Origin of the sequence: Achromobacter xylosoxidans A8, from assembly GCF_000165835.1 — a bacterium.
Classification (GTDB): domain Bacteria; phylum Pseudomonadota; class Gammaproteobacteria; order Burkholderiales; family Burkholderiaceae_B; genus Achromobacter; species Achromobacter xylosoxidans_B.
The window spans coordinates 779,681-799,762 of the sequence record NC_014640.1 but is presented as its reverse complement, the minus strand read 5'-3'; the positions used below and the strand labels follow the sequence as shown (position 1 = coordinate 799,762).

Here is a 20,082-nt window from a genome sequence, read left to right as displayed (position 1 = left end):
AGCGAGCGCGACCCGGGTCCTGGCGACAGGCCCGGACGCAGATTACGGAAGGAAGCTGCTAATCCGCTTTCTGTGCGCTGTCGCGATCCTGAATTCGGGGGTTATCCCTGAACGGAAGCTGCGGATGAAAGCGGAAATGCGGAGAAGTTACTGATCGCCCTTGAGCTCGACATCGAGCGGACGCGGATACTGCGAGACGGTGGACGCGAGCGGCAACCACAGCACGGAAGCCAGTCCTACGCCCCCCTGGGCGTTCGGTTCGCCGTCGCGCAGTTCGATGTCGCCGTCGTTGCGGCGGGCATAGGCGCGGGCGATCGCCAGCCCCAGGCCCGACCCAGACGAGGCGACCGGTTTGTCCGTACCGACGCGTTCGAAACGCGCGAAGGCCCGCTGGCGCAGTATCGGGTCCAGCCCTGGCCCGTTGTCGGACACGGCAACCTCGGCGCGGTTGGCGTGGCAGCAGACCGATACGGTAATGCGCGCGCCAACTGGGGCGTAATGGATGGCGTTGTGCACCAGGTTCGAAAGCGCCTCGTGCAGTTCGGCCTCGTTGCCCGAAACCGGTGCGGGGATCTCCAGCCCCTCTTCGGAGCCGGCCTGCACCCAGCCCAGGTCCTGCTGCTTTTCGTGCGCCAGCGGCAGGTATTGCAGCACCACCTCGCGCGACACGGCGTTCATGTCCAGCAACTGCCGCGGCAGCTGATCGGCCTGATTGGCGTGGGCCAGGGACAGCAACTGCTCGGTCAGGCGGCGCGTGCGGCCCAGTTGGTCGACGATGCCGCGCAGGCCTTCCTGCGCGCGGGCCGGATCGCGCTCGCGCAGGGCGTACTGGGCCTGGGTCAGCATGATGGCCAGCGGCGTGCGCAGCTGATGCGAGGCATCGGCCAGGAACTGCGATTGTTCATCGAGGACGCGACGGTAGCGGGCGATATGGTGATTGACCGCATCGACCAGCGGCGCCACTTCGCTGGGCACGCGCGAGGCGTCCAGCGGCGTCAGGTCATCCGGGCGGCGCGCACGGATATCGTTGCGCAGCCGGCGTAGCGGCTTCAGCGCCCACGACACGCCCCACCACACCAGCAGCGCCACCAGCGCCAGCATGCGCGTGTCGCGCAGGATTTCCTGGCGCCGCGCGTTGTTCTCGGCTTCGATACGCTTGCCGGTGCTTTCGGCCACGACCACCAGTACCTGCCGGTGCTGCCCCTGGTAATACAGATCCCGCACCACCGCGACGACCCGCACGGGATCGTTGCGATAGACGCTGTCGTAGAAAATAGGCTGGCTGTTGGATCGCGGCCAGCTGGGCGGACGCGGCATTTCCGGCATGCCCAGCAGGGTCTTGCCCGGGGCCGTGGGCACCGCGGCGCCGTCCGGCAGGGGCGGGTCGATCTCTTCGATGCGGAAGTACTTGCGCAGGCCCGCGCGGGACTCGAGCATCACCTGCGCGTACAGCGGCGTGGCGACCTGCAGATTGCCGTCAGGCGTGAATTCCAGGCTGCTTTCCAGCACCCGGGCCGGCTCCACCAGGGCGCTGTCGTAGGCTTCGTTGGTGATCTCGGCCAGGGTGCGGTAGTCGTTCACGCTGTCTACCACCAGGAGCATGATCACGCCCGGCAGCAGCAGAATGATCAGCAGCGCGCGGATGCCCACGCGCGGCAGCTCGGATAGCCGCAGCCTCACTCAGGATTCCGCGGACTCGCTGGCGACGCTTTCCAGCATGTAGCCCAGCCCGCGCACGGTGACGATACGCACGTCGCTGCCGGTCAGTTTCTTGCGCAGCCGGTGCAGCACGACCTCGATGGCATCCGGATTGGCCTCGCTGTCGTGGGTGAAGACCTTGCCGAACAATTGGGACTTGTCCACCGGATAGCCGCTGCGGGTCAACAAGGCGGCCAGGGCGGCATGTTCGCGCGGGGTCAGGAACAGCAGCGAGCCGTCCAGGGTGAAGGCGCGGCTTTCGCTGTCGTAGGACAGCGAGCCGCATTGCAGCCGCGGATGCTGGCGGCCGCGGCTGCGGCGCACCAGCGCCGTGAGGCGCGCTTCCAGTTCCTCGAGCGCGAAGGGTTTGGTCAGGAAGTCGTCCGCGCCCAGGTTCAGGCCGCGCACGCGATCCTGCAGGGCGCCCTGGGCGGTGAGCAGCAGCACGGGGGTGCGGTCGTCGCGGTTGCGCATTTCGCGCAGCACCACCAGCCCATGCTTGTCGGGCAGGCGCAGGTCCATGACGATGGCGTCGTATTCGGTGCCTGCCATGAAGGCTTCGGCGGTACGGGCGTCGGCCGCGTGGTCCGGCACGAATCCGCTCTGGGCGAGCGCGCGCATCAACCAGGACGCCATGTCCCGTTCGTCTTCAACCAACAATATGCGCATGACCGTCCGTTCCTTCGGGCAGATTGTCTGCCGCCCGTTGCCCGTGCACCCGTTGGCGCAGGTAGCGGGTTTCGTGATGGCGCCGGAAGAGGATAGCCGACAACTCGTTCAGCGCCTGGGTGTAGACATCGCGCTTGAACTCGATCACGGCATCCAGGGGCACCCAATACTGGCTCCAGCGCCAGGCATCGAATTCCGGATGCTGCGTCGCGCGCAAGCACACATCGCTGTCACGTCCTACCAGGCGCAACAAGAACCAAATCTGCTTTTGTCCTTTATAGTGGCCGCGCCACTCACGCCGGACGAAGTGATCGGGCACGTTATAACGTAACCAATCGCGTGTACGCCCCAAAATACGGACATGCTCGGGCTTCAAGCCCACCTCTTCATGGAGTTCGCGATACATGGCTTGCACCGGGCTTTCGCCGTACTTGATGCCGCCTTGGGGGAACTGCCAGGCATGTTCCCTGATACGCTTGCCCCAAAAGACCTCGTTTCTACCGTTGACGAGAATGATGCCGACATTGGGGCGGTAGCCTTCGCGGTCAAGCATGGGCCACCCCCACCGAATTCAATACAATTACGGTCGATTATACGTATCTGCTGCCACCTTTAAACATGCGCGCATCCAACTACCACATCAACACCCTCAAAGAAGCCCCTTCCGAAGCCGAAGTCGCCAGCCACCAGCTGATGACCCGGGCCGGGATGATCCGCAAGCTCGCGGGCGGCATCTACACCTACATGCCCCTGGGGCTGAAAGTCATCCGCAAGGTCGAAGCCATCGTCCGCGAAGAAATGAACGCCGCGGGTGCGATCGAGCTGCTGATGCCGGTGGTCCAGCCGGCCGAGCTCTGGCAGGAGTCGGGCCGCTGGGAGCAGTACGGCGCCGAGTTGCTGCGCATCAAGGATCGGCACCAGCGCGATTTCGTGCTGCAGCCCACGTCCGAGGAAGTCATCACCGACATCGCGCGCAACGAAATCCACAGCTATCGCCAGTTGCCGGTGAACTTCTATCACATCCAGACCAAGTTCCGGGACGAGCGCCGTCCGCGCTTCGGCCTGATGCGTGGCCGCGAGTTCACCATGAAGGACGCCTACTCCTTCGACCGTGACGAAGCTGGCGCGCAGGCCAGCTACGACACCATGTACAACGCCTACATGCGCATTTTCGGCCGTCTGGGCCTGGGATTCCGCGCCGTGGCCGCTGACACGGGCTCGATCGGCGGCACCCGCAGCCACGAATTCCAGGTGATCGCCGACACCGGCGAAGACCTGCTGGTCTACAACGCCGACACCGACTACGCCGCCAACATCGAGCTGGCCGAGGCCGTGGCCCTGTACCCCACCCGCGCCGAACCCGCCCAGGCCATGGCCGACGTGCCCACGCCGGGCGCCGCCAAGTGCGAGGACGTGGCCAAGCTGCTGGGCCTGCCGCTGGAGCGCACCATCAAGTCCATCGTGCTGGCCACCGACGGCGAAAAGGGCGCCGACATCTGGCTGCTGCTGCTGCGCGGCGACCATGAACTCAATGAAATCAAGGCCGGCAAGCTGCCCGGCCTGGCCGGTTTCCGCTTCGCCACGGAAACCGAGATCGTCGAGGCCTTCGGCTGCAAGCCCGGCTACCTGGGCCCGGTCAAGACCGTCCGTCCGATGCACGTCATCGCCGACCGCACCGTGGCCAACATGGCCGATTTCGTCTGCGGCGCGAACAAGGAAGACTTCCACATCCAGGGCGTGAACTGGGGCCGCGACCTGCCCGAGCCCGAACTGGTGGCCGACCTGCGCAACGTGGTCGCGGGCGACCCCTCGCCGGACGGCAAGGGCACCCTGTCGATCCAGCGCGGCATCGAAGTGGGCCACGTCTTCTACCTGGGCAAAAAGTACTCGGAAGCCCTCAAGGCCACCTTCCTGGACGAGACCGGCAAACCCGCCGTCCTGGAAATGGGCTGCTACGGCATCGGCGTGACCCGCATCGTGGGCGCGGCCATCGAGCAGAACCACGATGCCCGCGGCATCATCTGGCCGCGCGCGATCGCCCCCTTCGAAGTGGTAATCTGCCCGGTCGGCTGGGGCAAAAGTGAAACCGTGCGTGACACCGCGCAGAAACTTTATGAATCGCTCCTGGCGCGCGGCGTGGACGTCATCCTGGATGACCGCGATGCCCGCCCGGGCGTGATGTTTGCTGAATGGGAGCTGATCGGCGCGCCGCTGCGTGTAACAGTTGGAGAACGCGGCCTGAACGATGGTGTGGTGGAATTGCAGGCCCGTCGGGAAACCGAAGCGGCCAAGATTCCGGTAGAGTCCGCGCTTGAAGCCGTGCTGACGAAGCTCGACACGCTGTAAACCTTATAGTAACTACGGACTTTTCGCGTCCCGACCGCCCTTTGCCATCCATCGTGACCGACCCGAAGTCCGCCGAATCCGTCCTGCAAGTCCGTGTCTACTACGAAGACACGGATGCAGGCGGAGTGGTTTTCTACGCCAACTACTTGAAATTCCTGGAACGCGCACGCACCGAGTGGCTGCGCAACCTGGGGGTCAACCAGTCCAACCTGGCGGTCAGCGAGCAACGACTGTTCGTTGTCCGCTCCCTGGACATGTCCTACCGCAAGCCGGCCAGGCTGGACGATTTACTTACCATACGCAGCCGAGTCACACGACTGGGCCGCGCTTCGATACACTTCGCGCAACGCGCGGAACGCGACGGGGAACTGCTTGCCGAAGGCAACATCCAAGTCTGCTGCGTCGATGCCATTCACATGCGGCCGGCGGAGTTGCCGGCTGACGTTCGCGCCAAACTGGAATTCATTCAGGAATAACCATGCAAGTCACCAACGACATGTCGTTGCTTTCGCTGATTTCGCACGCCAGCGTGCCGGTCCAGCTGATCATGCTGATGCTGTTGGGCATTTCGATCATGTCCTGGACCTACATTTTCGCCAAGCGGCTGGCGATCAAGCGGGCCCACGCCCAGACCCGCCGCTTCGAAGACGATTTCTGGTCGGGCGGCGACCTCTCCATGCTGCAGCAGGCCGTGGCCTCGCGCCGCGATGAGCAAGGCGCCCTGGCCCGCATCTTCGACGCCGGCATGACCGAATTCCTGAAAGCCCGCCGCGGCAATGCCGCAGGTGACGCCACCGCCGTGCTGGACGGCCCGCGCCGCGCCATGCGCGCCGCCTACCAGCGCGAGATGGATTCGCTGGAGTCGCACCTGAACTTCCTGGCTTCGGCCGGCTCCGTGTCCCCTTATATCGGCCTGCTGGGCACGGTCTGGGGGATCATGCACGCCTTCATCGGCCTGTCGAACATGCAGCAGGCCACGCTGGCCTCGGTGGCCCCCGGCATCGCGGAAGCGCTGATCGCCACCGCCATCGGCCTGTTCGCGGCAATTCCCGCCGTGGTCGCCTACAACCGCTTCACGAACGACATCGATCGCATCTCGATCCGTTTCGACAGCTTCGTCGATGAATTCCTGAACATTCTGCAACGGCAGGTGCGCTAATGCCCTCGGTAAGCTCACGCGGCAGGTCCGGCCGCCGCATGAAGGCCGACATCAACGTGGTGCCGTACATCGACGTGATGCTGGTGCTGCTGGTCATCTTCATGGTGACCGCGCCCCTCATCACGCCCGGCCTGATCCAGCTGCCCTCGGTCGGCGCGGCTTCGGACGTGCCGGTCAAGCCGCTGGAAGTCCAGATTTCGGAAGACGGCAAGATTGCCCTGCGCATGCGCGAACCCGGCGCCACCATGCAGGACATCGCGCGCCCCGAACTGGTGGCGCAAGTGCGTTCGCGCATTACCGCGGAAACCCCGGTGGTCATCGCCGCCGACGGCAAGGTGCCCTATGAGACGGTCGTGAAGGTCATGGATGAACTTCGCACCAACGGCATCACCCGCCTGGGCCTGCTGGTGGACCAGTCCGCCGGCGGCTCCCAGCCCGCACCCGCGAAAAAACGCTAACGCGACGCCTTCCGCCGGCGCCGCCGGCATGCAACGCTCATGACGCCACCCATAATCCGACACCGCAGCGGCCCCCCGGCCACCCCGCCGAACCACGACAACCGGAAGGCATTGATTCTGGCCGTGGCGGTGCACGTGCTGCTGCTGATCGTCTTGATCTTTGGCGTGAACTGGCGCTCCGAGAGCCCCGGCCCCGTACAGGTCCAGCTCTGGGCTGACGGCAACTCGCCCGACTCTCCGCCGCCCACGCCGCAACCCGAACCGCCGAAGCCGCAGCCCAAACCGGAACCCAAGCCGGAGCCTGAAAAGGCGCCCGAGCCGCCTCCTCCGCCGCCTCCTCCTCCCAAGCCCGAGCCCGAAGCTCAGCCCAAGACCGAGGAAGTCGACCCCGAAATCGCGCTGCAGGAAGCCAAGAAGAAGCGCGAGCAGGAAGAAAAGGCACGCCAGGCGGCCGAAGCCGCCAAGGAAAAGGCGCGCCTCGAGGAAGAGCGCAAGCAGGCCGAACTGAAGGAAAAGAAGCGTCTGGAGCAGGAACGCCAGGCCGCCGACAAGGCTGCTGCCGAGAAGGCCGCGGCTGAAAAGGCTGCTGCCGACAAGGCGGCCGCGGAAAAGAAGGCTAAGGACGACGCCGCCAAGAAGGCGGCGGCGGAGAAGGCCGCTGCCGAAAAGGCCGCCGAGGAAAAGGCTGAAAAGGCCGCCGCCGAGAAAGCCGCCGCCGAGAAAAAGGCTGCGGCCGAGAAGAAGGCCAAGGAAGAAGCCGCCAAGAAGGCCGCTGCCGACAAGGCGCTGAAGGATGCCTTCCGCAACGACGCCCTGGGCGCCGCCGGCATCCCCGGCGGCACGGCCGACCGCAACCAGGCGGGCGGCGGACGCGACAGCGGCTATGGCGCCAAGGTCCGCGCCTGCGTGCAACCCGGGGTGGCATATCCGCCCCCGGCCCGCAGCGGATCGGAAAATCCCACGGCACAATACCGGGTACAGTTAGGTTCCGACGGGAAGGTCAATGGCGTCACTTTGACCAGTTCTTCGGGCAATGCCGGCTTCGACCGCGCGGTCGAGACGGGCATCCGCCGTTGCAACCCGTTCCCGAAGCCCTCGACGGGCCGCTACGAACCCATTATTGACGTTGTGTACAGAATGTATGATTGACAGGAGATTGATGAATATGACTCCCGCTTATAGCCGACGAGTACCCCCCCTCGCTCTCTGGCGATCGTATGGACTCGGTCTGCTGATGCTGACCCTGGCCTGCCTGATGGCCATCAAGCCCGCCCATGCGCAGCTGCGCGTCGACATTTCCGGCACCGGCGCCACCCAGTACCCCGTGGCCATCGCCGATTTCGCGGTTGACGACACCCATGGCCGCGCCTTGGCCGAAGTGATCCGCGCCGACCTGACCCGCACGGGCCAGTTCCGCCTGATCAACGCCGCAGGTTCCGGCCTGAATGTGGACTCCCCCATCGCCCATGACGACTGGCGCGGCAAGGGCGCCGATTTCATCGCTTACGGCAGCATCACGCGCGGCGGCGACGGCCGCTACGACGTCCGCTACCGCTTGGCCGACACGGTCAAGAAGAGCCAGCTGGATGGCGTGGCGTTCTCGGGCACCGAGCAGGAACTGCGCCGCGTCGCGCACCAGATCGCCGACCGCATTTACGAGAAGATCACCGGCGTTAAGGGCGTCTTCTCGACGCGTATCGCGTATGTGCTGAAGAAGGGCGCCACCTACGAATTGCAGGTGGCCGACGCCGACGGCCAGAATCCCCAGGTGGCACTGCGTTCGCGCGAGCCCATCATCTCGCCGTCCTGGTCGCCCGATGGCTCCAAGCTCGCCTATGTGAGCTTCGAATCCGGCAAACCTGTCGTCTACGTGCACAATCTGGCCACCAGCGCCCGCTCGCCTGTCGCCAACTTCAAGGGCAACAACAGCGCACCCGGCTGGTCGCCCGACGGCAGCAAGCTGGCCGTGGCCCTGACCCGCGATGGTTTGTCGCAAATTTACATCGTTGGCGCAACGGACGGCTCCAATCCGACGCGAGTTACGCGTTCTCCCGGGATTGACACCGAACCGAGCTTTACGCCAGACGGTGCTTCCATTATCTTTACGAGTGACCGCAGCGGCGGGCCGCAAATCTATCAGACCGGCTCGAGTGGCGGCGAAGCTCGCCGCCTCACGTTTAATGGTGGTTACAACATATCACCCCGAATTTCCCCCGATGGATCGACGCTACTGTACGTTGCAAGACGCGACGGCGCGTTTCGTATCGCATCGCTGAACCTGTCCTCAGGCTCCGAGACCTTGCTGACTGATGGTCGTGACGATCAGTCCCCGAGTTTTGCGCCAAATGGAATGCAAGTCCTCTACGCCGCCATCCAAAATGGACGTAGCGTGCTTGCGGGTGTGTCGAGCGATGGCCGCGTACGGCAGACGCTTTCGGTACTGAATGGGGAAATACGTGAACCGACTTGGGGCCCATTTACCCGATAACACGTGTGACTCTCTTTGCAAAGGAACTATCATGAAGTCGCGCATTGCCAAAAGCCTAACCATCGCCGCTCTGGCTGCCGCCCTGGCAGCTTGCAGCTCCGTCCCTCTCGACGATAAAGCGGGTCAGGGCGGAGGCGCTGGCCAAGGATCCTCGGCCTCTGGCCAGATCCTTGATCCCTTCAACCCCCAAAGCATCCTGGCGCAACAGCGCTCGGTGTACTTTGACTTCGACAGCTACACGGTGTCGGACCAGTACCGCAGCTTGGTCGAAACCCACGCCAAGTACCTGGCCTCGCATCAGCAGCAGACCATCAAGATCGAAGGCAACACCGACGAACGCGGCGGCGCTGAATACAACCTGGCCCTGGGCCAGCGCCGTGCCGACGCCGTGCGCCGCATGATGACCCTGCTGGGCGTCAGCGACAACCAGATCGAAACCATCAGCTTCGGTAAAGAAAAGCCGAAGTCGACTGGCACGTCGGAAGCCGACTTTGCGGAAAACCGCCGCGCCGATATCGTTTATCGCCGCTAAGCTTTTTCGTATAGTCTAGAGCCCTACCACGCGTCGGGACGGTCAACCGGCCGTCCCGACGTTTGTTTTTATACCCGGGAATTTTCATGCGCGATAACGTTCTGTCCCTGCGTCCTCTGATTGCGGCCACCGGCTTGGTACTGGCGGCCCTGGCGGCGCCCGCCCACGCTTTTTCCGACGATGAAGCCCGCCGGGCCATCCTGGATTTGCGCCAACAGGTGCAGCAGCAGAACGAACAAAGCCAGCGCGCCAAGCTGCAACTGGCCGACCAGATTCAGGCTCTGCAGCAGGAAGTCGCCCAACTGCGCGACCAGTTGGAGCTGGTGTCGCGCCAGCAGCCTTCGGCCAAGCCGGGCGGTGCTGCTGGCAGCGCCAATCCTCCGGGAGCCTCCGCCGGCGATCCCCAGGAGCAAGCGGCCTATGATGGCGCGATCGACCTGTTCCGCAAGGGCCAATACAAGGAAGCGTCCGAATCGCTGGCCGCCTTCACCGCCCTGTACCCTGCCAGCCAGCTTGCGCCCAGCGCCCAGTTTTACCTGGGCAGCAGCCGCTACGCGCTGAAGGACTTCAAGGGCGCCATCGAACAGTTGAACGCCATGGTGCAGAAGGCCCCGGACAACGCGCGCGCGCCGGACGCCCTGCTGGTCATCGCCGGCAGCCAGATCGAAATGAACAACCGCGCCGGCGCCAAGACCACGTTGCAACGCATCGTCCGCGACTATCCGACCACGCCGGCCGCGAGCACGGCCAAGAGCCGTCTGCAGCTGCTGCAGTAATGCCGCCAACCGCGAACGCGGTTGCCGCCTACCGGCACATTCTGCGCCGCCGGGCAGGGCTTATCGCCCTGCTGTTGGCGGCGCTTTTCATTGCGCTGCTGGCCGACTTCACGGTGGGTCCGTCAGGCCTGCCCTGGGGCGAGCTCTGGCAGACGCTCACCCGCCCCGCCGCCGCCGACCCGACCACCCGCGTGATCGTGTGGGACATCCGTCTGCCGTCCGCGCTGATGGCCGCGCTGGTCGGCATGGCGCTGGGGATGGCGGGCGCCGAAATGCAGACCATCCTGAACAATCCGCTGGCCAGCCCGTTCACCCTTGGCGTGTCTTCAGCCGCCGCTTTCGGGGCCTCGCTGGCCATCGTGCTGCAGCTCGGCGTGCCCGGCATCCCCGCCGGTTGGCTGGTGGCGGGCAATGCCTTCCTGTTCGCCTTGCTGGCGGCCTTGATGCTGGATGCGGTAACCCGCTGGGGCGGCATGAACACGTCGGGCGTGGTGCTGTTCGGCATCGCCATGCTGTTCACCTTCAATGCCCTGGTATCGCTGGTGCAGTTCATGGCCAGCGCCGAAGCGCTGCAGAACCTGGTGTTCTGGACCATGGGCAGCCTGTCGCGCTCCAGCTGGATCACCGTGGCCGTGCTGGCGGCGGCCTTCGCCCTGGCGCTGCCGCTGGCCATGCGCCAATCCTGGAAACTGACGGCGCTGCGCCTGGGCGAGGACCGCGCCGCGAGTTTCGGCGTGGACGTGCGCCGGGTGCGCGTTGCGGCGCTGGCCCGGGTCAGCCTGCTGTCGGCGCTGGCGGTGGCTTTTGTCGGCACCATCGGCTTCATCGGGCTGGTCGCGCCGCACATTGCGCGACGGCTGTTCGGCGAGGACCACCGGTTCTTCCTGCCGGGTAGCGCATTGGTGGGCGCCGTGATCCTGTCGCTGGCGTCGATCGCTTCCAAGAATCTCATGCCCGGCGTGATCGTGCCGATCGGCATCGTGACCTCCCTGGTCGGCATACCCTTCTTCGCGTCTGTCGTGCTGCGCCGGCGCATGCCATGACCGCGCTCCAGACTGCCCCCTCGTCTGCCCTGGCCGTGCGCGGCCTGACGGCCGGCTACGGCCGCGCGGACGTACTGCATGAGTTGTCACTGCCCGAACTGGCAGCCGGCCAGGTGACCGCCTTGCTGGGCCCCAACGGCAGCGGCAAATCGACGCTGCTCAAGGCCCTGGCCGGCCTGATACGCGTGCGCGCTGGCGACGTGGCGCTGGATGGACGGGACCTGGTCCGCCGGAGCTTCGGCGAGCGCGCGCGTCATGTGGTCTACCTGCCCCAGGGCCTGCCCGCCGCCGTGCACCTGCGGGTATTCGAGTCCGTGCTGGTGGCGGCCAAGGCCGGCGACGGCCTGGCCACGCCGGTGGACATGCAGGCCATAGACCGCCTGCTGGAACGGCTGGGCATTGCCCATCTGGCCTTGCAGTACCTGGATTCGCTATCCGGCGGACAGAAGCAACTGGTGGGACTGGCGCAGGCGCTGATCCGGCATCCGCGCGTGCTGCTGCTGGACGAACCGCTGTCGGCGCTGGACCTGAACTATCAGTTCCACGTCATGCGGCTGCTGCGGCAGGAGACCCGGGAGCATGGCTTGATCAGCGTCATCGTGCTGCATGACCTGAACGTGGCGCTGCAGCACGCCGACCGCGCGGTCATGATCCATAAAGGCGGGCTGCATGCCGCAGGCTTGCCGGCGGACGTGATCACGCCGGCCTCGCTGGCGGCCGTGTACGGCGTCGAAGGGCGGGTGGAGACCTGCTCGCGCGGCTTGCGGCAAGTGCTGATCGACGGCCTGGACACGCACCCGCACTGATTGTGGCGGGCGCGGACTCAGCCGCGCAGGGCCACATCCACGACCGGCGCGCCAGTCATATCCGCCAGTTGCCGCGGCGTCAGGTTGAACACCGCATGCGGATGTCCCGCCGCGGCCCACAGGCTGTCGTAGTTGAACAGGTCCGCGTCCAGCAGCATCACCGGCTTGACCGCATGGCCGATGGGACATACGCCGCCGATCGCATAGCCGGTCATGTCACGCACGAATTTCGCGTCCGCCTTGGCCAGCGCGCCCACCTGCGCGGCCACCTTGGCCTCGTCCACGCGGTTGGCGCCGCTGGCGATGACCAGCACCGGAGCGTCGTCCGTGGCGCGCCGGAAGATGATGGACTTGGCGATCTGCGCAACCTCGCAGCCTAGCCCCGCCGCCGCTTCCGCCGAGGTCTTGCCGGTTTGCGGCAGGACCACCACGGGTTTGTCATGGCCCAGCTCCAGCAGCAGGCGCGCGACGCGCTGGGCGGATTCGGGCAAGGCGGCAAGCGACTCAGGGGACATCGGGGCGGCTCCGTAGTGGTGCGAAGCCGGCGCGGACAGCGCGCCGGCAGGTCGGAAACGAGTTTATCAGCGCCGCCGGCAGACGCCAGCGGGCTAGAATGCGGACCTGGCTTTCCCATACGACACCCATGCGTTCCGAACCCGTCCTGCCCCTGCAAACCGCGCTGATCGGCGGCTACGCCATGTCCTACACCGAGTACGGCAGCGGCGCGCCCATGGTGCTGGTGCATGGCTCCCTGTCCGACTGCCGCTACTGGAAGTCGCAGATGGCGCCGCTGGGCAAGTCGTTCCGCGTGCTGGCGGTGTGCCTGCGCCGCTACTGGCCCGAAACCTGGGACGGCGAGGGCGAAGGCTTTTCGATCGAGCAACATGCCAATGACGTGCTGGAGTTCATCGATACCGTGGCCGGCGGACCGGCCCATCTGGTGGGCCATTCCCGCGGCGGCCGCGTGGCGCTGGAAGCGGCGCTGCAACAGCCCGGCGCGCTACGCAGCCTGACCCTGGCCGACCCCGGCCTGCCCCTGCCGGGCGACGACGACCAGCGCGGCGGCTTTCGCCAGCGCGCGCTGGCCCTCATCCGCGACGGCGAGATCGAAACGGGCCTGGCGCTGTTCGTCGATACCGTGACCGGACCCGACACTTGGCAGCGCATGGTGCCGTGGTTCAAGGAGATGGTGCGCGATAACGTCGGCACGCTGTTCGGGCAGGCCGAGGAAAAGCCCGAAGCGCTGACGCCGGCGCAGATCGGCACGCTGAAGCTGCCGACCCTGCTGATCGGCGGCGCCCTGAGCCCCGCGCCCTACCCGGCCGTGCTGGACGCCCTGTCGCAGTGGCTGCCGCAAGCGCAGCGCGTGACGATCACGGGATCGTCGCACGGCATGAACCTGGGCAATCCCCGCGCCTTCAACGGGGCCATCGAGACGTTCATCGGCGGCTGAGCCGGTGCCCGGCCGAGTGCCGGAGTCCGGCCGAGAGTGCGCCTGGCTGGGCGCGTCCGACAATGCGCTTTTGGGCGTCGCGTTAGGGCTCGAGCGAGGGTGCACGCTTGGGGGTTGAGCTAGGGCTCGACCGAAGGCGTGTGCTTCAGACGCCGCAACACGAAGGTAGAACGGCTGTGCCGCACGCCACGCAGCTTGTACAGCCGCTTGCGCAGGAATTCCTCGTAGCCTTCGGTTCCCGCCACCGCCACCTTGATCAGATAGTCGTACTCGCCCGTCACGAGAAAGGCCTCGACCACTTCTGGCAGCCGCGTGATTTCTTCGCCGAAACGCGCCAGGGTGTCGTCGTCGTGGTGCTCCAGCGTCACCTCGATCATGACGGTGTCCGGCAAACCCAGCGCCTTCTGGTTCAGCAGAGCCGCGTAGCCCTCGATCACGCCCGCCTCTTCCAGCGCCTTGACCCGGTTCCAGCAGGGCGTGGGCGACAGCCCCACTTGTTCGGCCAGCTTCAGATTGGTAAGGCGTCCGTCCGCACGCAAGGCGCGCAGGATCTTGCGGTCGGTTTCGTCGATCTTGGGGGGTGTGGGCATGGCGGGTTTGATCTGAAGATAATATCTCTTAAAAAAACAATTTTACAAGATAGATATTTTCCAAATTCCGCCAATAAGGCGTGAATCAGGAAACCTATTTTGCTTTCCTGCCCGTAGACTCTCCTGCAAGGCAGCCACCTATCCCGGCCGTCCGATTTCGGCGTCCACGCTGCGGCATAACCCGGCGCAGGCGCCGGCAGCATCAACGCAGCACGCCGCGCGCCGATCCGCGCGGCAGGAAACCATGTCTCTCGCAGCAGCAGCACCCGCAAGAACCGGCCTGGGCCTCTCCGGCACCGCCATGCTTTTCGCCGCTCCGGCGCTATTCGCCTCCAACATGGTGGCAGCCCGCTGGGCTCATGACACCAACCTTCCCCCCGTCTTCCTGGCTTTCGGCCGCTGGCTGATCGCCTTGCTGATCCTGTTGCCGCTGGCCGCGCCCGCCCTGCGCGCGCACCGCAAGACGCTGTGGCGCGCTTTGCCATCGCTGGCGCCCCTGGCGGTGCTGGGCATGGGCGTGGCGGTGGCTCCGCAATACATCGGCGCGCAGAGCACCAGCGCGACCAACATCGCCCTGATCTTTTCTTGCAGCCCCATCCTGGTGGCGCTGCTGGAGGCCGTCATCTGGCGCAAGCCGCTGTCCGCCCTGCGCGGCGCGGGACTGGCGCTGGCCCTGGGCGGCGTGCTGGTGGTGCTGGCGCGCGGCGACGCGCAGACATTAGCGCGGCTGGCTTTCGGCCAGGGCGACCTCTGGGTGTTGTTGGCCGCCACCGGCTGGGCCCTCTATACCGTGCTGCAAAAGCGCCTGCGCCTGCCTGCGGTGCCCGACAGCGCGCGGCTCGCGACCTTGATGCTGGGCGGCGTGCTGGCGCTGGCGCCCTTCGCCGCCATCGAGGCCGCGGCTGGCGCCACGCCGCCCTGGGGCGATCCGCGCCTGGCGGCAGTGCTGCTGTTCCTGGCGGTGGTGCCCAGCCTGGGCGCGTACTACGTGTATGGCCGCCTGATCAGCCAGGCCGGCCCGGCCACCGCGGGACTATCGATGTTCCTGGTGCCGGTCTATGCCGCGCTGCTGGCCTGGCCGCTGCTGGGCGAAGCCCCGCAGCTGTTCCATGCCTACGGTTTTGTGATGATCCTGCTGGGCGTGAAACTGGCTTCGTCGCGCATGCGCGCGGCGGCGCCCACGGCCGCCGCCCCCGCCTGACACGCACGACTCTCGGACTCAGCGGCCGGCGCCCTGGGCCGCCATCACTTCCTGCGCCACCTGGCGCGGCGCCTCGGCATAGTGCTTGAACTCCATGCTGTAGGTCGCGCGCCCCTGGGTCAGCGAACGCAGCGACGTCGAATAGCCGAACATCTCGGCCAGCGGCACTTCGGCCCGCACCAGCTTGCCGCTGCCGCCGGCGATGTCCTCCATGCCCTGCACCATGCCGCGCCGCGACGACAGGTCGCCCATGACGTTGCCGGTAAAGTCCTCGGGCGTTTCCACTTCGACGTGCATCATGGGCTCCAGCAGCACCGGATCCGCGCGGCGCATGCCTTCCTTGAAGGCCATCGAGCCCGCCATCTTGAAGGCGTTCTCGTTCGAGTCCACATCGTGATAGGACCCGAAGAACAGCGTCGCCTTCACGTCCACCACCGGGTAACCCGCCAGCACGCCCGCATTCAGCGCTTCGCGTATGCCCTTGTCGACCGCCGGGATGAATTCGCGCGGCACCACGCCGCCCTTGATGGCGTCGACGAATTCGTAGCCCTTGCCGGGTTCCTGCGGCTCCAGCTTGAGCACCACGTGGCCGTATTGGCCGCGCCCGCCCGATTGCTTGACGAACTTGCCTTCGACCTCGTTGCAGGCCTTGCGTATGGTTTCGCGGTACGCGACCTGGGGCTTGCCCACGGTGGCCTCGACGCCGAACTCGCGCTTCATGCGGTCGACCAGGATTTCCAGGTGCAGCTCGCCCATGCCGGAGATGATGGTCTGCCCGGATTCCTCGTCGGTGCGCACGCGGAAGGACGGGTCCTCTTGCGCCAGGCGGCCCAGCGCGATGCCCATTTTTTCCTGGTCGGCCTTGGTCTTGGGCTCCACGGCCTGGGAAATCACGGGCTCCGGAAACACCATGCGTTCCAGGATGATGATGTGGGCCGGATCGGTCAGCGTGTCGCCGGTGGTGACGTCCTTGATGCCCACGGCCGCGGCGATGTCGCCCGCGTAGACCTCGGTGATCTCGCGCCGCTCGTTGGCGTGCATCTGCAGGATGCGGCCTAGCCTCTCCTTCTTTTCCTTGATGGGATTGAAGACGGAGTCACCCGACTTCACCACGCCCGAATAGACACGGAAGAACACCAGCTGGCCGACGAAGGGGTCCGTCATGATCTTGAAGGCCAGGGCCGAGAACGGTTCGTTGTCGGTGGGATGGCGTTCGATTTCGTGGTCGCGCACGTCGTGGCCTTTGATCGCGGGCACATCAACGGGCGAAGGCATGTAGTCGATGACCGCGTCCAGCATGGCCTGCACGCCCTTGTTCTTGAACGCGCTGCCACAGAGCATGGGCACGATTTCGTTGGCGACCGTGCGCATGCGCAGGCCCTGCTTGATCTCGTCCTCGGTCAGCGCTTCGCCGGACAGGTATTTCTCCAGTAGGGTTTCGTTGGCTTCCGCCGCCTTTTCCACCATCTTGTCGTGCCATTCCTGGGCTTGCGCCTGCATGTCGGCGGGAATGTCGCGATACTCGAAACGCACGCCCTGGCTGTCCTCGTCCCAGATGATGGCCTTCATTTTGACCAGGTCGATCACGCCTTCGAAATGGTCCTCGGCGCCCACCGGCAGTTGGATGGGCACCGCGTCGCCGTTCAGGCGTTCGGCGATCTGGCGCTGCACGCGCAGGAAATCCGCGCCGACCCGGTCCATCTTGTTGACGAAGGCCAGGCGCGGCACCTTGTACTTGTTGGCCTGACGCCAGACGGTTTCGGATTGCGGCTGCACGCCGCCCACGGCGTCATAGACCATGACCGCGCCGTCCAGCACGCGCATGGAACGCTCGACCTCGATGGTGAAGTCGACGTGGCCCGGCGTGTCGATGATGTTGATGCGGTGTTCGGGATAATTGCCCGCCATGCCCTTCCAGAAGGCGGTGGTGGCGGCCGACGTGATGGTGATGCCGCGTTCCTGCTCCTGCTCCATCCAGTCCATCACGGCGGCGCCGTCGTGCACTTCGCCGATTTTATGAGTGATGCCGGTGTAGAAGAGGATGCGCTCGGTGGTGGTCGTTTTGCCCGCGTCGATATGGGCGCTGATGCCGATATTGCGGTATAGCTCGATACGCGTCTTGCGAGTCATGGCCTCTTCCCTTGCAGTGAACTACCGGGCGAAGACGGCAAGCCCGACCGGGCCTTGCCGCGGCGGGCGCCATGCCGCGTAGGGTGCTTGAGAATGGCGAAATCGCGCCCGCACTGATTCACAAATATTACGCGCGGCGCGGCAAGAAACAAGCCTAGTCCCTGCAAGGGCCAAGGATAAAAAAAGCCCCTCCATCAGGAGGGGCTCGTTCGCCATGCGCCAGCCTGGGGCAACTCCGTAGAGCGTTCCGCGGCGGCTGATGCGGGCAGGCTACTTCTTTTCTTCCTTGACGCGATACACCAGCACTGCCGTGCTGGCCAGCGACAGGACCTTGGCGGTGACGCTGCCCAGCAGCAGGCGCGACAGGCCGCTGCGGCCGTGGCTGCCGATGAAGATCAGGTCGCAGCCGGCGTCGGCGGCGGCTTGCACGATGCCGTCGGCCACGTTGAAGTTGGACACGGCGCGCGATTCGGACTTCACGCCGGCGGTGTCGGCGCGATCGGTGATCTGCTTGAGGTACTTGTCGGCCTGCTCGGCGGAGGCCTTTTCGTAGTCTTCGTCGGTGATGGCGTAAGCGGCGGCCATGCCGTCGAAACCGATAGTGGCAGCGAAAGGCTGGGTCACGTAGAGGGCGACGACTTCAGCGCCCACGGAGCGCGCGAAGCAAATACCGGCGTTGGCGGCCTGGGCCGAGAGCGGAGAACCGTCGGTGGGAATCAGGATCTTCTTGAACATCTTGCCTGCTCCTGTCTGTGAGGTACCTCCATGCTACCGGAAACGCGCCAGGTTCACATCAACGGAACCCGGCGCGCCTTGACGCGCGTCAAGCGCGCGTTCAGCCCAGTTGCTGAGCAGCGGCGAACAGATTGGTGCAGCGCGTGCCGGTGCGGCAATACGCCAGGACCGGGCCCGGCAGGGTGCGCAGCAACTCGGCGAAGCGCACCACGTCGGCGGAGGTCATGGCGCTGCCCACCACGGGCTGGTACTCGATCTGCAGGCCGGCGGCCAGCGCGGCCTTGGACACGTCCGCGGCGGTGGGCTGGTCCGGGCCGCCTTCGAAATCGGGACGGTTGATGATGACGCTCTTGTAGCCGGCGGCGGCGACGTCCGCCATGTCGTCCGGGCCGAGCTGCGGCGCGACGGCGAAATTCTGGGTCAGGGGCTTGATGGGTGCGGACATGGCGTTTCCTTCAATGGCGTCAACGAGATAGCTCTCTATTATTAATTGCTGGAGGCGTTTTGCGCGAAGATTTTTTCCAGATCGGTCCAGACGCCGCGATGATCGACGATGGTGACCGAAAAGCGCAGCATGGTCGAAGGCGCCTGTGACGGGGAAAATAGCGTGCCCGGCGCCAATAACATGCCGTGATCCGCCGCCACGCGCGCCAGCGCCTCGGTATCGCGGCCATAGTCAGCCCAGACGAACATTCCCGCATGCGGCTCGTGCGGCACGGTCAGCCCCAGCTTCAGCAGCCCTTTCAGGCAACGCTGGCGGGCGTCGTCCACCCGCAGGCGCACGCGCTCGATGTGGCGGCGGTATTGACCTTCCATCAGCACGCGGTGGATGACGCGCTCGCCCAGTTCGGGTGAGGTCAGGCCGGCCAGCATCTTCAGGTCCGCCAGCTTCTGCAGCATCTCGGGATTCGCGGCCAGGTAGCCCACGCGCAGGCTGGCGGCCAGCATCTTGGAATAGCCGCCTACCAGGATCACCCGTTTCAGGCCGTCCAGCGCGGCCAGTTTCATGGCGCCGCCAGGGTGCAGTTCGCCGTAGGTGTCGTCTTCGACCACCAGGAAATCGTGGCGTTCGGCGATGCGCAGGATGTCGTAGGCGACGCCGGCCGACAACCGGTGGCCGGTGGGATTGTGCACCGAGCTGTTGATGATGAAGAGCTTGGGCTTGTGCTGGGCCGCCAACTGTTCGAGCAGCGCCGTGTCGGGGCCGTCGGGGCCGCGCGGCACGCCGATCAGGCGCGCGCCGAAGGCAGCCAGGCGGCCGAAGATGACGAACCAGGCGGGATCTTCGACCAGCACGGTGTCGCCCGGCTTGACCAGGTGCCGCGCGATCAGGTCCAGCCCGTGCGTGACGCCGTTGGTGGTGAGCAGATTGAGTTCCGGGTGCGCCGGCACGCCGTCGTTCTGCAGGAAGGCGGCGATCTGCTGGCGCAGCGGCGCAAAGCCCTGCGGATGTCCATAGCTGACCAGGTGTCCGCGCACCGAACGCCCCACCGCGCGCACCGCCCCCGCCACCATCTCCGGATCCAGCCAGTCCGCCGGCAGCAGCCCCGCGCCGCCCGGCATGCCTGAGGGATTGGTGTCGCGGAACATGCTGCGCAGCAGCCAGGCGACGTCGATGCGGGCAGGCGGCGTCAGCGCCACGGGCGCCGCGCTGGCGACCGCCGCCAACTGGCCGCTGCGCGCCCGCACGAAGAACCCTGCACCGCGGCGCGATTGCACCAGGCCACTGGCCACCAGCCGGTCGTAGGCCTCGACCACCGTGAAGCGGCTGACGCCTGACTGTTCCGCCATCTTGCGGATCGACGGCAGCCGGGTGCCGGGACGCAGCCCCTGTTCGTCGATGCGGCGCGCCAGCCCGTCGGCCAGTTGCGCCACCAGGGTGGCGTCGGCCTGGCGCACGGGCTGCCAGGGCATGGAGGGGGTCGCGGCGGAAGCAACTGTCATGGGAATTTCACCAGGCCAGTGATTAAAGTGATATGCAAAAGTGTACCGGTACTG

General features: G+C 65.8%; 21 protein-coding genes. 12 read left to right on the top strand and 9 right to left on the bottom strand.

The genetic code is table 11. The features are described 5' to 3' along the window. Nucleotides 1-147 precede the first annotated feature (147 nt). From AXYL_RS03740 to AXYL_RS03730, 3 genes are read right to left on the bottom strand one after another with little or no spacing between them, the layout of a single operon-like run. A complete protein-coding gene (locus AXYL_RS03740; RefSeq protein ID WP_085947832.1) occupies nt 148-1,650 on the bottom strand; it encodes a sensor histidine kinase in 1,503 nt (500 codons plus the stop codon). Nucleotides 1,651-1,680: 30 nt separating this feature from the next. After that, nucleotides 1,681-2,367, bottom strand: coding sequence for a response regulator (locus AXYL_RS03735; protein WP_013391498.1), 687 nt, complete (start codon nt 2,365-2,367; stop codon nt 1,681-1,683). Further along, nucleotides 2,348-2,920: an RNA pyrophosphohydrolase gene (locus AXYL_RS03730; protein WP_013391497.1), complete on the bottom strand. Its 573-nt coding sequence runs from the start codon at nt 2,918-2,920 to the stop codon at nt 2,348-2,350. The genes AXYL_RS03735 and AXYL_RS03730 overlap by 20 nt, the downstream gene beginning before the upstream one ends. 65 nt (nt 2,921-2,985) lie before the next feature. Between AXYL_RS03730 and AXYL_RS03725 the strand changes: the two genes are divergently transcribed. The 10 genes from AXYL_RS03725 to AXYL_RS03680 all read left to right on the top strand — a co-directional run bounded on the left by AXYL_RS03725 (nt 2,986) and on the right by AXYL_RS03680 (nt 11,975). Further along, entirely contained in the window at nt 2,986-4,713 is a 1,728-nt protein-coding gene (locus tag AXYL_RS03725) for a proline--tRNA ligase (protein WP_013391496.1), read from the top strand. 53 nt (nt 4,714-4,766) lie between these two features. After that, nucleotides 4,767-5,189 (top strand): tol-pal system-associated acyl-CoA thioesterase, encoded by a 423-nt coding sequence (gene ybgC / locus AXYL_RS03720; protein ID WP_013391495.1) that lies wholly within the window; start codon nt 4,767-4,769, stop codon nt 5,187-5,189. A 2-nt stretch (nt 5,190-5,191) separates the two neighbouring features. Beyond that, entirely contained in the window at nt 5,192-5,872 is a 681-nt protein-coding gene (gene tolQ / locus AXYL_RS03715) for a protein TolQ (RefSeq protein WP_013391494.1), read from the top strand. Then, entirely contained in the window at nt 5,872-6,330 is a 459-nt protein-coding gene (locus AXYL_RS03710) for an ExbD/TolR family protein (RefSeq protein ID WP_041652194.1), read from the top strand. The genes tolQ and AXYL_RS03710 overlap by 1 nt, the downstream gene beginning before the upstream one ends. Before the next feature lie 39 nt (nt 6,331-6,369). Further along, the gene (gene tolA / locus AXYL_RS03705; protein WP_013391492.1) at nt 6,370-7,479 is read left to right on the top strand and encodes a cell envelope integrity protein TolA; all 1,110 of its coding nucleotides are present in this window, start codon (nt 6,370-6,372) and stop codon (nt 7,477-7,479) included. Nucleotides 7,480-7,495: 16 nt separating this feature from the next. After that, nucleotides 7,496-8,818: a Tol-Pal system beta propeller repeat protein TolB gene (tolB, locus tag AXYL_RS03700; RefSeq protein ID WP_041654868.1), complete on the top strand. Its 1,323-nt coding sequence runs from the start codon at nt 7,496-7,498 to the stop codon at nt 8,816-8,818. 31 nt (nt 8,819-8,849) lie between these two features. After that, nucleotides 8,850-9,350, top strand: coding sequence for a peptidoglycan-associated lipoprotein Pal (gene pal / locus AXYL_RS03695; RefSeq protein ID WP_013391490.1), 501 nt, complete (start codon nt 8,850-8,852; stop codon nt 9,348-9,350). Between the two features lie 86 nt (nt 9,351-9,436). After that, nucleotides 9,437-10,126: a tol-pal system protein YbgF gene (gene ybgF, locus AXYL_RS03690; protein WP_013391489.1), complete on the top strand. Its 690-nt coding sequence runs from the start codon at nt 9,437-9,439 to the stop codon at nt 10,124-10,126. Then, nucleotides 10,126-11,169, top strand: coding sequence for a FecCD family ABC transporter permease (locus AXYL_RS03685; protein WP_013391488.1), 1,044 nt, complete (start codon nt 10,126-10,128; stop codon nt 11,167-11,169). The genes ybgF and AXYL_RS03685 overlap by 1 nt, the downstream gene beginning before the upstream one ends. Continuing rightward, the gene (locus AXYL_RS03680; protein ID WP_013391487.1) at nt 11,166-11,975 is read left to right on the top strand and encodes an ABC transporter ATP-binding protein; all 810 of its coding nucleotides are present in this window, start codon (nt 11,166-11,168) and stop codon (nt 11,973-11,975) included. Before AXYL_RS03685 ends, AXYL_RS03680 begins: the two co-directional genes overlap by 4 nt. A gap of 17 nt (nt 11,976-11,992) precedes the next feature. Here the strand turns inward: AXYL_RS03680 and AXYL_RS03675 are convergent, their stop codons facing one another. Continuing rightward, nucleotides 11,993-12,490 (bottom strand): YbaK/EbsC family protein, encoded by a 498-nt coding sequence (locus tag AXYL_RS03675; RefSeq protein WP_013391486.1) that lies wholly within the window; start codon nt 12,488-12,490, stop codon nt 11,993-11,995. A gap of 128 nt (nt 12,491-12,618) precedes the next feature. Between AXYL_RS03675 and AXYL_RS03670 the strand changes: the two genes are divergently transcribed. Beyond that, a complete protein-coding gene (locus AXYL_RS03670; RefSeq protein ID WP_013391485.1) occupies nt 12,619-13,428 on the top strand; it encodes an alpha/beta fold hydrolase in 810 nt (269 codons plus the stop codon). 119 nt (nt 13,429-13,547) lie between these two features. Here the strand turns inward: AXYL_RS03670 and AXYL_RS03665 are convergent, their stop codons facing one another. Beyond that, complete coding sequence (locus AXYL_RS03665) at nt 13,548-14,018, bottom strand: Lrp/AsnC family transcriptional regulator (RefSeq protein ID WP_013391484.1); 471 nt, start codon at nt 14,016-14,018, stop codon at nt 13,548-13,550. A gap of 244 nt (nt 14,019-14,262) precedes the next feature. On the opposite strand from AXYL_RS03665, the gene AXYL_RS03660 reads away from it, so the two are divergent. Further along, nucleotides 14,263-15,219 (top strand): DMT family transporter, encoded by a 957-nt coding sequence (locus tag AXYL_RS03660; RefSeq protein WP_013391483.1) that lies wholly within the window; start codon nt 14,263-14,265, stop codon nt 15,217-15,219. 18 nt (nt 15,220-15,237) lie between these two features. Here the strand turns inward: AXYL_RS03660 and fusA are convergent, their stop codons facing one another. The 4 genes from fusA to AXYL_RS03640 form a co-directional block, all read right to left on the bottom strand. Beyond that, nucleotides 15,238-17,349: an elongation factor G gene (gene fusA, locus AXYL_RS03655; RefSeq protein WP_013391482.1), complete on the bottom strand. Its 2,112-nt coding sequence runs from the start codon at nt 17,347-17,349 to the stop codon at nt 15,238-15,240. A gap of 270 nt (nt 17,350-17,619) precedes the next feature. After that, complete coding sequence (locus AXYL_RS03650) at nt 17,620-18,084, bottom strand: universal stress protein (RefSeq protein WP_013391481.1); 465 nt, start codon at nt 18,082-18,084, stop codon at nt 17,620-17,622. A 100-nt stretch (nt 18,085-18,184) separates the two neighbouring features. Continuing rightward, nucleotides 18,185-18,529: a TIGR01244 family sulfur transferase gene (locus AXYL_RS03645; RefSeq protein WP_013391480.1), complete on the bottom strand. Its 345-nt coding sequence runs from the start codon at nt 18,527-18,529 to the stop codon at nt 18,185-18,187. A gap of 41 nt (nt 18,530-18,570) precedes the next feature. After that, entirely contained in the window at nt 18,571-19,983 is a 1,413-nt protein-coding gene (locus tag AXYL_RS03640) for a PLP-dependent aminotransferase family protein (protein WP_085947831.1), read from the bottom strand. Nucleotides 19,984-20,082 lie beyond the last annotated feature (99 nt).